Here is a 13,928-nt window from a genome sequence, read left to right as displayed (position 1 = left end):
TGGAAAAATACAACTTAGAACAGCGTCTTTAGAGTCAACTTCAAAGGATTCATTAGGGTTACCCCGTATCTTAATGGCCTGACTGATATCCATACAGGTGTGATACCTTGAATATAACAATTATTATCTTATCCATTAATATTCAGCTTATTTGACGATATTTATTCCAGTAGCTTGGTGATTTTTTCTTGATTAGCATCAGGATTGAAATTTCCATCAATCAAATCATTTGCTGCCCGTAGAAGCACTGCGTGTGTATCTTTTTCAGCAGAATCAGTACTGTTAGCTTCTAGTTTCTTAATGGACGGAATGAAATACCTTCGATAATATTCTGGATACTCTCTACTCGCAAATACCAACTCTTCCTTGGCAATATCGAAATCATATACATCGTCCCAACTTGGCATTGAAGCATTACTAAGTTCAGGGAGATATATTCTGTAACTAATCACAATCTCTTTCACGCCATTGTTATCAATATCCATAATGCGGGGCTTAGTAATATCAGGGATCAGTTTAGTTGTGATGCTACCGTTCTTATGATATTTAATTGTGAAGTCTCCATACCCATTGCTCCCTCCACTCTCTACAAATGAAGTGTCTATAATGCCGTCCACAACTACGGGCTTTTCTGTATCGACTTTTGGAAGGACAATTTCAGCTTCTTTCTGTGATACACTATCCTCTTTCACTATAGTTTCATCATCTTTTATTACATTTTCATCTTTTATTACATTCTCGTCTTGTACTATATTCTCATCTTGTACTATATTCTCATCTTTTATTACATTCTCGTCTTTCACTACTTCTACCACTGTATTATCCTTTTCTTTTAATAACTGAGAATCTGCCATTGAGAACGTAAACTTCGTCATATATCCAAACACAGTCACTCCAACGATTAGCATTATAGCAACAGCCACAGAAATATATATAGTCACTTTCTTTGACTGTTGCTTAGCGATTACTAATTGTTGTTCTCTTTCTTCCTCTGCCTTTCTTTGTCTTGCAGCTTGATCTGCTTCAATGGCTTTCAATTCATTATTAATTCTTGCCTCATCACTGTAATTAGTTAGAACGTCATCTCTTCCTCTTCTACACCTTGTACAAGTAGATTGATCATCAAGATTCAGCCTTCCGCAGACACATGTCCATTTATCATTGTGTTGTTCAGCAAAGTAATTGGCATCCGATCCTGCACGACTCTTCACATATTCTAAAATCCTTGGGTTCTTTATCTTGGTCAACTCGAATCTTTCGGATTCTGAAGTGTCCTTATTCCAAATCGATCTATCCTCAAATAAGACTTTTATTACATCAATTTCTATTCTCCTAATATTATGTATTCCAGATAGTAATATCTTATTGTCCGTCTTTTGTTGTCGATTGTGTGCTAAAACCTCTTTAAAATCAATTTTGCATTCTAAGCTATTATTTACATCCCCCATAGAATCACCGAATTGATCATAACCATAGATCACTGCCTTGAGTCCTTTAACCTTGTTGAATGATACGTTATTAAAGGTTAATGAACAATAAACCTTACCAGTACTCGTACTTTCATATAATTTATATTCAATCAATTCTACAGGACATTCCATATTCACCATCATTTGAACCCTAGAATTAATCATTTAATAATACCAAATCATCATCTTCTGGCTCCGATTCTCTTCCTATCTTCAAATTTATTCTATGTAATTGTTCTATAACTTCTGATAATCCGATAAACAACATTCCTGATATCAATCCTGAAATCCAATAAATGATTGTTAATGACCACCCTTGTTCATATCTCTCTATAAAGCCACCAACATCTACTCTCCCTAGTACCACACCTAAAATGATACTAGCTACGATAATAGCAACTCCAATCCATGTAAGTACACCGGCAATCTTATTTCCCCTATCTAACAAGTAAAGCACCGCCCTTTTCTAATAGTTATATATTGATTAATCCCCAAAAAAGGTCAATTTCACAAATGAAATGCCCTGGTAGGGCTCCATTATATAGTAGCATGAACTATGGTATTTAACCCTAAATATTCATCAAACTAATTCGGATGTTATTTACCGGAATAGAAGGGTGGATTTATTAACCATTATAGAATGCTATCATTCACCATCAAATTAAGGCCCTTATCTTTTAAGCCAATATCCTAGATGGTGCAGAAATACATTCCTCCGAGGAAAATATGATAAAGTTCTTTTAGAAAATAGAGCGATATTGGTCTGAAGGATGGCTTGTGACTCGTGCGGATAATTGAATTAATACATCGTCCACTCTTTGCATCAGTCTCTTAAGATCTGTTATCTCCATTTGTTCGATGGGAGAGATATCTATGAGACTTGCTAGATAGTGTATGGAATTAATAAACATCATGGTATCTAGATCCAGACCTGACTCTTGAAATATAAGCTCCATCACATCTTCAAGTGACAATGAATCCGAGGGAACCACGCTATTATTCTCTTTCATGTACAGCGCCTGAAACATGGACTTCAATGCTCTGTCACCTAATATAATACACACGTGGGGTGAGTGCTGCTGTATAAATAGACCTGTGGAATTCATATGTAGCTGTGAGAGGTTATGTAGATTATCTATAGTCTTAGATTGCTTGCCATTCTCCTGTGTTCTGGTCATCTTGTTTCTGTGTTCTCTGCATTCAGCTATGAAGGTTGGATTATTCACATGCTTCAGCTCCTACTTCAGATATTGCATGATTTTATTGAGGTATGATGTAAGATTTAATACCAAATAAACACATATGTCATGAATTTATCATTCACATAAATACTTATTTGTAAATATATGTACTATTATACAACAAAATAATATATATAGATATTATTTTTGATAATTATATAGTGATGTATAGCTAGCGTAAATTTACCTACACTTTGTAGTAGAGAGGTGTGGACAATACCATGGATAAAGAAATACTTCTTCGGGTGGGTGCCCGTATTCGTGATCTGCGAAAAGAAAAAGGATTAACACAAGAAACACTAGGAGAAAAGGGTGGCTTTCACTTTTCCTACATCGGTCAGATCGAACGAGGAGAACAGAACGTTGCACTATTGAACCTCGCAAGAATTGCTGAAGCATTAGATGTAGATATTTCACAACTTTTCACTTACATCAATCTAACGAGCAATGAAGAATCACAATCTGATATACAAGAAATAATGTTAATGCTCAACCAGAAAGATCCTAAACAGATCGCTATGGCAAAAAATGTGCTCAGAGAAATTTTTAATAATAAGTGAATACTTATATAAAGCCAACTTTAGAGATTTAACTAAATTTTTCGTTCCCCAAGTTCAATCATTTCTAAAAAAATCATGAAATGAGGGTTTGTCTTTAGTTCAATCTACACAGGTATCTAGCAAAAAAGCTGATTGGAATTCCNNGGAATTCCAATCAGCTTTTTTAGTATCTATTATGTTATTTATTTGGATTCGATTTACTAGCCTTTTCAACATGCCCAGCCCGAATACTTAGATCTATGATATTCGCTTCTAACAGAGGAATCATAGATCTTCTGAATATCCGATTCAGATAATACCATGTCTGGATTCTCTGCCTGAATTCGAAGTATCTTTCTCTAAATATACTCGGTTAACTCGACATCATAAACTATGAGGTCATCCGATTGGATTTGTCTAAGTTCGGGGTCAACACTAAAACGACAGCTCATAGTAAAAGAAACCATTGAGATATATCTGACATCTTTAAAACTTGGTAATTACTTTTAATAGCTTGTATATGACCGTAGTTCTGGGGAGAACACATGGGATTATGGACAAAACAGCAGCTCAGAGAGTTCAGCAGTGAATGTCCCTCATTATTATTTTAACACTGCTTCAAATGCAATAAAAAAGCACCAATTAGGTGTAATAATGGCGATAGGATCATTCACCCATTTTTCTCCAAAAATTTTATTAAGGCATCTACCCTTCTTTTCCTTTGCGTTGCTGTCCTTGTTGCAGAAGACATACTATTTCTGTAAGCTTCGACATGAAAATTTTTCCCCTCTTTTCCCTTGCTTCGTAATTGTTCAAAAAAATCGATTAAAATAGGCCTTGAAATCTTAATATCTATTCCTTGTTCAACACAGTACTTAGAAAATCCCCAAAGACCATACAAATGACTTATACCTTTTATCTTAAAACCTTCATAATCAATATCTAGATCTTCTATATAACTTGTCACTTCAATAAATTTATTTTGAACTTGTTGCTTATTAATATTTTCATAATTATCAGACCATGTTTTATAAAGATTATCAATTTTGGCAGGGGATGAATCAATATAATCATCTTCAAGCAAAGTGAAAATTAATTCAGAAATAAATTCATCGTCTTCCATTCTATTAATTGAGACCGCTTCTTCAAGTCTATTTATCCAGAAGGTCTTCTTCATAGTCTTAATATAGCGTATTAAGTCATAATAATTAGCATTAGAATTTCTAAGCTCTTGTGGGTTCAATGGCTCACCATAACGATTTAATCTATCAAAAATCGTGTTCACTACATTTTTCTCACTAGTATTTGTGATTGTTATATACTCTATTGGAATAGAGTAATTCCAAAAATTACTTTTAAAAATATCTAATTCTTCGTTTTCTAGTTCTTGAATTTCACTATGGGTAAGTCCATTTAGAAGTGAGCTACCATATATATCATCACTAAAATTTTCAGGAAGGCTTACTTTCCCATCAACAAAATCTCTAATCGTTTCAAGTCTTTGTTTACCATCTATCACATCATATTTTGTTTTCCCTGTTTTATTATCTAGTATGGATCTAAGGAAAATTGGTGGCATAGGATAATTCTTAAATATACTATCCATTAAAAAGGATTTCTGTTCGTTATTCCAAACCTCTCCATGTCTTTGATAGTCTGGACTGTAGTTATATTTTTTTAATTCGTGGTTTTCCAAATATTCAGAAATAGTTATGCTGTTTGAACTTCTTGTCATACTTAGACTCATTAAATTAGACAATCACTATCCCTCCCATTACATTTGAATTATTATACATAATATGGTTCTTAAACAAACCCGTCAGAACAGCATTAAATGTACTAGATGGTTTGGGGTTTACAACTCGCAAAGCTATATCTGAATTCATATTAACTAAAATTTGATCTAATTCCATTCTATCCACATGCCAATATGAAAGACCACATATAAAAGCCTCATCTGCATAAGTTAAATCTTTAGCAGCAATTTTAGCTGCTTCCCTAAGGTACGTAGCCCAATTTTCATCTCGATGTGAAGTAGATAGTCTAAGAGATTGCCCCGCAGGCGGAATCATTGCATTAAAACTATATATATTATCCAATGAATCATAATTTACATGGTAATCATCTATGTTTCCCAGTACAGTCTCATCCCTATTTTCAGAGGTTAATCTGAATCTTTCACGAGGTATAGAATCTTTATATGCAAAACTTATTGATCCATGAGGTTTTATTATTTTTACTTTACACTCATCATTAGGACGTTGTTTCCCATTTTTCATTCCAACTAGTTCAAAATTTATACCAGCGATATTTAAGATTCTTTCAAGCCATATATCATAATTGTATGTAATAATTGTAATTTCAGAAGTATTAGTTGAAGATACTAGATTCTTAAATAAATCATACCAACCAAAACCCTCGATATTATTTTTAATATACTCATCGGATATCTTTTTATTATATCCAACAAACAAATATTTAAGATAACTTGTTAATTCTTGATATGCTTTGATATAGACAGAATCAAACGTTCGATTTATAGCACTTGCAGTATTAGCACATGTAACAATATCTTCAATAAGCCCAATAGATTCTTGATAATTCATGTGGGGACGCGCACCTAGATTCCATAAATTTTTACACCATCTATATGAAAGAAATCCAGGTTCATTATTTCCTGGATAACATACTGTATCACCTTGTGAAAACAAATTGTATACATCAACTTCAGTGCTTTTATCTATATGATTCAAAAAATCTATTGTAAAACCATTCCCAAGCATAAATAAATATTTACTCAAAATGAACTCTCCCTTTTCAAGCCAATTATTGTAGTGTTAATTCTTTTCAGCAGTCAACCAATCCTCTGTAAAAACTTTCATACTACTCTTTCTGCTTTGCATAATGTATTCTCATGAGTGAAACAGATAGGTTTCTCGCTGAGCACTTTGAGAAGTCATTTTATTATTGTTAGGCATATCATGAATTCACATCACTATTTATCAAAAAAGCGTTATTTATGTAATAACCACAATATATTTATCTGCCTATACTATCCAGCTACATTAATCTTAGCTTGTAATTAGCAAGAAGTTAAGCCCATCATCTGATAATAACACGTATTTTTTTTCATCAATTACTATATTTCGATTTGAATGATTAATAATATCCCCTCTAACAACAACATATGTTCCTACACTTAATGATTCCTTAAGAACACTCTTTGATACAAATACATATCTAACATTGTCTTTATATTGCTCATATACCCCAGGTGATAGTGGCTTTACTGATAACCCTGTGATTTGTTCATAAGTATTTGCAGTTGATTTTATATCTTCAGTTATTACTATTATTTCGCAGACGTTTTTATCCATGGCAAACATTCTATCCTTAACTTCAACCGCTTTAATTTCATTCATCCTTAGGAGCGATCCATAACCATGAGTTGCTCCCTTGATTAAGGCTAAATGTTTTTTACCGTTGATGAAAAACCACTCTATATATGGAAGATTGGCCATAATGGTTTCAGGCTGATTTCTACTTGATCCAGAACCTCTAAGTACACTATCAACATGCGCAGCAGGGGAAGTACATAATTCATCCCATATTTTATTTAATTCTGAGAAAGGCCTTGTTTTAACCTTACCTAATGAAGTGACTAACTCTACCCGTTTAGTTGCTCTATCTATCCCTGTTATTGTTAAGTTAGCACCCTTTTTTATACTTTCCAGCTCCAAACCGATCAGCTTCTCAATATCATCAATTACATCATTAAATATCATACTCTACCTCCCGGTATATCCGGCGGAAATTTAAGTACACTCGTGTCTTCTCCGGCACCCTCTACTGCTGCAACATCTTCTAACCATTGTCTTAAAAAAGATTCTGTATTTGGATCCTCTCCACCGACTTTTCGAAAGGAAACTTTATGAGGGAGACTAATTCTGACTGGATTACCAGGAGAGGGACCATCATCAGATGAGAGCCCATCTTTTAAATCTATACCTGCTGCGAATCTACGTATATCAGAAACAAAGTCCAGCACAATAACCTTTTCTTTATCTTTTGAAAGCCTCAATCCTCTACCTAATTGCTGAATAAATATACGTCGACTATGGGTTACCCGTTGGAACACTATGATATTGACATCAGGAACGTCAATACCTTCATTAAGAATGTCTACCGCACATAAAATATCAATTACCCCATCTTGAAAGTCACAAAGCGTCTTGTTACGTTCTGCTGGATCCATTATCCGCCCAGTAGAAGTTTGGGAGTAAATCGCTGAAGCATTGCAAAATCCAAGAGAATTTATTCGATCCCTCATTGTCAAGGCATGATCTATTGTTCCACAAAAAACAATTGCTTTCGGATTTGAATGTTCTTGCCATACTTTCTTCAATTCAAAAACAACTTCGTCATCCCACTGCGTAATAAACAATGTTCTGTTTATCTGCCGTGGTGAAAACCTCTTACCTTTTAATGTCCCTAACGCTTCCCAGTTAATATTATCAGTGTACATTCTATAGTCTACATTTGATAGAAAGCCCTTTTTTAAACCAGTTACAATATCTACACTTACCAAGGGGTCCCCAAAATAATCAGTTATATCAACATCATCAGGTCTCCAAGGTGTTGCAGTTAACCCTAACAAAAAGGGACCATTCTCCATACCTGCACTTGTGTCTTTCAAAATTCTACTGTACATTTGTCCCCCTACATGATGGCATTCATCTATAATAACTAAATCAAATTGAGGCAATTCATACCCCCTTTGAATATAATCAGCCAATGTGTTTAAACAGGCAAAAACTGCATCTGCTTTCTCAAGTCGCTCCTGACCCGGTTGCTCATATCCATTCCAAACTACAGTTTCCTGATATTTTGATAAAAAAGACCAAAACGATTTTTCTATTTGATAAACCAATTCATTGGTATGAGCAATTACAAGTATCTTCACCGGAAATGTTGCATTAATCCGTTTTACTATTTCACATGCAACAAATGTTTTACCGAGCCCTGTAGCCATCACAACAAGTGCATTCTTTCTTCCTTCGTTATATACCTGGATCACGGAACGTATTGCGCTTTCCTGATAATCCCTCGGTTTTCTGTTAATAACTGATATCTCTGAAAGTCTTTCAGCTCTTTCAATAAGCGACTTGGTATCCCACAATTGTAAAGGAACCCCTCTACTCATTAAAGCTCTCTGATTTTCTCTAACTTTTTCGTCGAATCCACTTAGTGCTACTATAACTGGAACCTGGGCCCTGTAAATACGCATTGCCTCAAGAGTTTGATCAGCCACATCCAACCCAACTTTATTCCGCCAGTGTTTCATTTGAAACAGCCATCTTTTATCAGCACGGTTAGCAAGCATATCGGCACCTCTATCGCCGGATTGTCCCACAAGCCTTATTCCGTCATATCCCTCATGTGCTAATAATCTGGCGACAATTCTTTCAAAAGCCTGCCAAGTACCAAATCTCAGATTCTCTTCACTAATAAACATACTCACTTTATCACCTTTTGCTGTAGAAATTCTAAGGACAATCTCGTTTTATGAGCAATTCCCTGCTCAACTGTACGATATTTAATAAAGTTCTTGATATCGATCATACAATTAAGGTATAAATCTCTAATTCTAGCTTGTGCCTGCAGAAGAATATTTCCTGTCAATTCATTCGAGTGAGAGTACGACACTGTCCATACTCGACCATCAAAAAATTGATGTGTATTTTTTTGAAATATATCTACTAGAGCCTCCTCATTGATAAAATGAAGAAATTCTCCATTTTCTTTCATCCCACCAAGTTGGCTTATATCTACCCCTTGATTGAGCATATTTTCTACTAAACCTCTTTTTTGTTCCTCTGGAAGCTCATTATAAATATCGCTGGCCATATCCTCAAACATCTCAGGAAGTTTTTCTTTTAAGTTGTTAAAAAACATTATTATATCTTCTCGAATCTTTTCAGGATTATCTTCCAGTACCTCTGCCCATCTCCCGTCCAGTATCTGCCATTCAATATTTGATAGTGTATGTAACCCTTGATATTGTTTTCCTGAAAACCTTCTGTTCATATCATAAATATACAAAGCAACTTCAGCAGCAATAAGTTGTTCTGGTCTGATTCGGAAGGATCTGAAAACTTTATGAGCATTGTCTATAAAAACATGTATTTCTTCATCCTTAAATATAATAAGAGGAGTACCGTCCATTTTATGGTATGGAATAATCGCTTGCTGAGTAATATAACAGTTTACGTTAATTGGTGAACTGTACGTCCCATCCGCCAATATGATTGAACATCCAGGGATAGATAATTCATCTGATTTATTGGAATTTTTCATTAAATACGATTGTGAAAGAACATTCTCCTTACCTTTTTCTTCACTACAAGAGGTGCAAGTTTTATTACTCGCCCTGTTCTTGGTTCCACATACCTGGCAGGACCAAGGTTCTTCCAGTTTTAGTATTTGAGACAATCCACATTGAGGACATAAATTAGATGATCTAGGAATGGCATGATTACATTCAGGATTAATGCATGGTTTACTGATTAGAACAAACCCACAAACAGCGCATATATCATGTTCCTGTAAGTTTTGTGCTGTACAAGAAGGGCATTCAATAAGTTCTTGAAGAGGTGCCGAATCAGCTTTCTCCACAATTTTCCACCACTCTGAATCATCATAATAACCAGGAGATTTGTTTAGAAACTTATCATAATACTCCTTTTCCACATCTCTTGAAATTCGTTTCGGCTCGCTAGCTTCATTATCCCAAAACCCCATATAGAGATCTGTTTTCCCCGATTTTCTCACTCTCCGGTACCCTTGATAGAGCTTGTAGATATAACTCTCATTTTGACTAGCACCTGGCTGAGTCGGCTGTAGTGAACTCTCTCCCCTCAAATAGTTAATAGCTCTTTGCCACTCAGGACTGCTTCGTTGAAAGTCCTGTTTCAGAAAGTCGACGGGTACATGATTTAGATGTACTTCCCCTACAATTCTCCCATAGGGTCCATCAATAGGATAATCTTTTATAGTTTTCTTGAACTCATCAACATATTCAAAAAAGGCCGCTTTTTCTGCAATTCTTATTGCACGTCCATTACGAATCAAATCAATTCCATATTCAGTACTATCATCGAACCTCTGGATCCCTACCCAGCCTTTCACACGCTCTTCAACGCTTCTAATACTAGATGATTTACACGCAGGACAGTCGTTCTGATCTGCTGGAACAAGAGCAGTGCAATGACCACAACGCCTTTGAGTACCTATAACATGATCAAAGTTATATCTTGCTTGTATTTTCCCACTACCTCTACGTTCAACAAATCTGGATGCATCCCATACGCAGTGTTCAAAAGGTTCGCATGGTTCACTATTCACAACAATTCTTATTTCACTTTTAGATAACACTGTTGCATAACGCCGTCCCAATTCTGCTCTAACCTTAGGAAGCCCATACTGAACCAGACGTTTGACGAATTGACTATTAGCATTTCCCTCAGGCCACCACTCGCTGATTTCAATGACTGTACCATTCATTAATTCTTGTGGTTTTTCAATAGTAAACACCGGCAATTCATAATTCTTTGTTTGATTTATATCATCCAAGTCGATAATTACATCAATTGCTGTATCTTCATTTTTGCGTGTTGTTAGTAACCTCGTTACTCTTCCAAGTTTTCCGGTAGATATATTAAATCCCATGCCGAATAGCCCCAGACTATCATATGGATTATTCCCGGAAAATCCGGCTTTGATAGAATTCTCAGCCATTTGTGCAGTCATCCCTGGTCCATTGTCTCGTATTCTTATAATACCGGAGTTTTTACTTAGCTCTGCTATTCTTGGAAGTTCTATCGATATTAAAGGATGATCTATTTTAATACCAGTCAGTTTAGCAGCTTGAAAAGAATCAATCGCATTATCAACAAGCTCGCATAAAGCATCTAACGGTAACATCGGTGTGTGTGTTAATGCAATTAGAACCTTGGGATCCGGTGTGAAATCAAAAAATTGCTCAGAATGTGTCATTTAGGCTCCTCCTCGATCATTTTTCTTATTGAATTTGCAATGACATATGCAAGTTTTACGGGAACACCATTACCAATAGTTTTAAACTTATGGGTTACAGGCATATCATCAGGAAGAATGTATGTATCTGGTACACTTTGAATTCTTAATGCTTCCCTAACCGTTAGGCGTCTGGGTTGTGTGGGATGAAGATGCACTTCGTTATTACCATACGCTGCAGTCGGACTATACCTCCAACGGTGAAGTCGCTTAAAACTTTTTCGAGATACGTCACCTTCTGGTATTACTGTGAATTTGCTACTCTTAGGTGTGAGTCCTTCTAATCCGTTTGGAAGCTTTGAAATCTCATCCATATCACATATATAAGTTCCCACCATCAATTCTCTTGGAATGATCTCTGGCTTTTCGGGAGTTGCCCCATATGGTGACTCCTGGGGCCAAATGAAGCGAGATTTTGCGTCTACATACCTGGAATCCTCAGGCCATTGTAACCATTGGTAATCCAAAGGAATATTTCTAACTCCAAGTCTTCTTTTAAGAAACTTTCTTTTTATTCCAATCATAATCACTCGTTGCCTATCTTGAGGAACACCATAATCCAAAGCATTTAAAATTCTATATTCAATTAAATAATCTGCAGAAAGCTGATACAGTAAGCTATTAAAAAAAACTTTATGCTTTGCGGTCTTTAATAGTCCGGGTACATTTTCAAAGAGGAAAAATGTAGGCTGCAGTTCCACAATTCTATTTATGTAAACTTGTGATAGTTTCCCCTGATCACCTTCTCTGCCTTTGTTTTTCCCCCCAACTGAAAAATCTGGACAGGGTGGTCCCCCAATCATCCCAAATAATTCAGGAATTCCCGTGTTCTGAAAAGCTTCTCGTGCTATTTGATTTGGTCCGAGTTCAATGATAGATGAGCAGTTGGAAATTCTATATTCCTTGCCAGTCATACTAGATATACCACTGGCAAATCCTTTCACAAAATGCTTGTCATATTCATTACTCCAAATAGTTTGAAATCCAGCCTGAATAAATCCAGCATCCAAAAAACCTGCACCCGAAAAAAAGGAAAGTATAGGTATTTCATTCAATTTATTCTCTGATGGTATCATGTTCTTTCTCCCCTCAAAGACTCTTCTAAACATTCTTTAAAATTCGTGATAAATTCCAAAAAAGTCACTCAAGATACATAGGAACATAGGTTCTTGGTTAATTATACCACCATCTAAAACGAAATAACATTTGATTGAACGAACAATTTGATTCATAATCAAAAACATGTATTGAAAGGAAGGAATTTTTAAATGACATATACAGTAGCTTCTCTTTTTTCAGGAGCAGGTTTCCTGGATTTCGGGTTCTCTGAAACTGGTTTTGATGTAGTTTGGGGAATTGAGCTCGTTGCTCAGTTTGCATCCGCAAATAACGATAACCATCAACGGAGATATAATCATAACCAAATCATCATTCAAAATGGTGATATTACCGAAGTGAATCCTCAAGATATTCCGAGAACTACCGGCATCATCGGAGGCCCTCCTTGTCAGGATTTTTCAATTGGCAATGCTAATAGCCCCGGTGTCGATGGTGACCGAGGAAAGTTGGTGTGGGATTTTCTAAGAAAAATCAATTTCCTTAAACCGAAATTTTTCCTCTTCGAAAATGTAGAGTCTTTATATAAAACAAGGAAGCATCGAACAGAGGCACTTGAACCATTACTTGAACAATTTAAAGAACTGGGTTATGAAGTGTATTTCCGGGTCCTTAATACCTTAGATTTCGGCATTCCTCAAGATAGATCTCGTGTGTTTATTGTTGGATTTAAGAAAGAAATTATAGATACTCTTAAAGATAATGAAATTCAAGAATTTAAGTGGCCTGATCCTATCTACACTATACCCAAATCAGTATATGAATGGCCATCCACTATTGATTTTGGCACTGAAATTAATGAGGAAGAATACATTAGGAATATAGATTATCCATACGAACTAACCGTCCATTCTGTAATAGGCAATGAAGAAGAGTTGTCATCTTTGCCAAATCATATTTCTTTCCGCCCATATTCAGCACGATTTCACAATGTACCTGAGGGTGATGTAAAAAGAAAATCTTTCAAAAGGTTACACCGTTTTAGATTTAGTCCCACTGTAGCATATGGAAATAACGAAGTACATTTACATCCCACACTTCCTCGACGTCTTACAGTCCGTGAAGCTCTCAGACTTCAATCTGTTCCTGACTGGTATAGTTTCGAGAAGGAAACTCCACTGGGTAAAATGTTTAAAATGGTTAGCAATGGTGTAGCATATAAATTGTCTGAATTACTTGCAATCCAAATCAAAGAGGTCTTGGATAACTATTCAAATATCCAAGATACTCAAATTAACAAGGCAAATAAAGCTACCTTAACGGTGAAATAACGAAAAATATCTTGGACATTTTAGCGTATATACTTTGTATCCTTGGATATAAAGTTATACGCTTTTTTTATTGACAGATTGTCAAGTCAAGTGCGACAGGGCTTCCATGAAAGCTTCGTGAGCAGACTTCCAGCCTAGACATTTACGCGGGCGATCGTTAATAAGGCGGATGGCTTCAGCAAGCTGCTTATCTGTTCC

11 protein-coding genes and 1 pseudogene are annotated in these 13,928 nt (G+C 35.7%); 2 read left to right on the top strand and 10 right to left on the bottom strand.

What is annotated here, in order from left to right:
* Positions 1 to 161 precede the first annotated feature (161 nt).
* The 3 genes from PGLA_RS27915 to PGLA_RS08685 all read right to left on the bottom strand — a co-directional run bounded on the left by PGLA_RS27915 (position 162) and on the right by PGLA_RS08685 (position 2,695).
* Positions 162 to 1,634 carry a hypothetical protein gene (locus tag PGLA_RS27915; protein ID WP_068531651.1) on the bottom strand — a complete coding sequence of 491 codons (1,473 nt, stop codon included), beginning with the start codon at positions 1,632 to 1,634 and terminating at the stop codon, positions 162 to 164.
* Positions 1,627 to 1,917: a hypothetical protein gene (locus PGLA_RS08690; RefSeq protein WP_068531649.1), complete on the bottom strand. Its 291-nt coding sequence runs from the start codon at positions 1,915 to 1,917 to the stop codon at positions 1,627 to 1,629. Before PGLA_RS08690 ends, PGLA_RS27915 begins: the two co-directional genes overlap by 8 nt.
* A gap of 292 nt (positions 1,918 to 2,209) precedes the next feature.
* Positions 2,210 to 2,695 carry a hypothetical protein gene (locus tag PGLA_RS08685; protein ID WP_068531647.1) on the bottom strand — a complete coding sequence of 162 codons (486 nt, stop codon included), beginning with the start codon at positions 2,693 to 2,695 and terminating at the stop codon, positions 2,210 to 2,212.
* 236 nt (positions 2,696 to 2,931) lie between these two features.
* Here PGLA_RS08685 and PGLA_RS08680 point away from each other — a divergent pair, with 236 nt between their 5' ends.
* Positions 2,932 to 3,270, top strand: coding sequence for a helix-turn-helix domain-containing protein (locus tag PGLA_RS08680; protein WP_068531646.1), 339 nt, complete (start codon positions 2,932 to 2,934; stop codon positions 3,268 to 3,270).
* A gap of 649 nt (positions 3,271 to 3,919) precedes the next feature.
* On the opposite strand, the gene PGLA_RS08675 is transcribed toward PGLA_RS08680, so the two are convergent.
* From PGLA_RS08675 to PGLA_RS08650, 6 genes are all read right to left on the bottom strand, one after another.
* The gene (locus PGLA_RS08675) at positions 3,920 to 5,008 is read right to left on the bottom strand and encodes a DUF262 domain-containing protein (RefSeq protein ID WP_084410873.1); all 1,089 of its coding nucleotides are present in this window, start codon (positions 5,006 to 5,008) and stop codon (positions 3,920 to 3,922) included.
* Positions 5,001 to 6,050, bottom strand: a complete 1,050-nt coding sequence (locus tag PGLA_RS08670; protein ID WP_084410871.1) for an SIR2 family protein — start codon at positions 6,048 to 6,050, stop codon at positions 5,001 to 5,003. The genes PGLA_RS08675 and PGLA_RS08670 overlap by 8 nt, the downstream gene beginning before the upstream one ends.
* Before the next feature lie 270 nt (positions 6,051 to 6,320).
* Positions 6,321 to 7,034 (bottom strand): hypothetical protein, encoded by a 714-nt coding sequence (locus PGLA_RS08665; RefSeq protein WP_068531644.1) that lies wholly within the window; start codon positions 7,032 to 7,034, stop codon positions 6,321 to 6,323.
* Positions 7,031 to 8,764, bottom strand: coding sequence for a DEAD/DEAH box helicase family protein (locus tag PGLA_RS08660; RefSeq protein ID WP_245699776.1), 1,734 nt, complete (start codon positions 8,762 to 8,764; stop codon positions 7,031 to 7,033). The genes PGLA_RS08665 and PGLA_RS08660 overlap by 4 nt, the downstream gene beginning before the upstream one ends.
* Before the next feature lie 2 nt (positions 8,765 to 8,766).
* Positions 8,767 to 11,304: an ATP-binding protein gene (locus PGLA_RS08655; RefSeq protein WP_068531640.1), complete on the bottom strand. Its 2,538-nt coding sequence runs from the start codon at positions 11,302 to 11,304 to the stop codon at positions 8,767 to 8,769.
* The gene (locus PGLA_RS08650) at positions 11,301 to 12,419 is read right to left on the bottom strand and encodes a DNA cytosine methyltransferase (protein WP_068531638.1); all 1,119 of its coding nucleotides are present in this window, start codon (positions 12,417 to 12,419) and stop codon (positions 11,301 to 11,303) included. Before PGLA_RS08650 ends, PGLA_RS08655 begins: the two co-directional genes overlap by 4 nt.
* Positions 12,420 to 12,611: 192 nt before the next feature.
* On the opposite strand from PGLA_RS08650, the gene PGLA_RS08645 reads away from it, so the two are divergent.
* Complete coding sequence (locus PGLA_RS08645) at positions 12,612 to 13,730, top strand: DNA cytosine methyltransferase (RefSeq protein WP_068531636.1); 1,119 nt, start codon at positions 12,612 to 12,614, stop codon at positions 13,728 to 13,730.
* Positions 13,731 to 13,811: 81 nt separating this feature from the next.
* Here the strand turns inward: PGLA_RS08645 and PGLA_RS29700 are convergent.
* A pseudogene (locus PGLA_RS29700) lies at positions 13,812 to 13,928 on the bottom strand (IS30 family transposase); the annotation flags it as partial.

Source organism: Paenibacillus glacialis, assembly GCF_001637205.1.
GTDB lineage: Bacteria > Bacillota > Bacilli > Paenibacillales > Paenibacillaceae > Paenibacillus_AQ > Paenibacillus_AQ glacialis.
The sequence above is the reverse complement of the archived record's forward strand: the minus strand, read 5'-3'. Positions and strand labels throughout refer to the sequence as shown.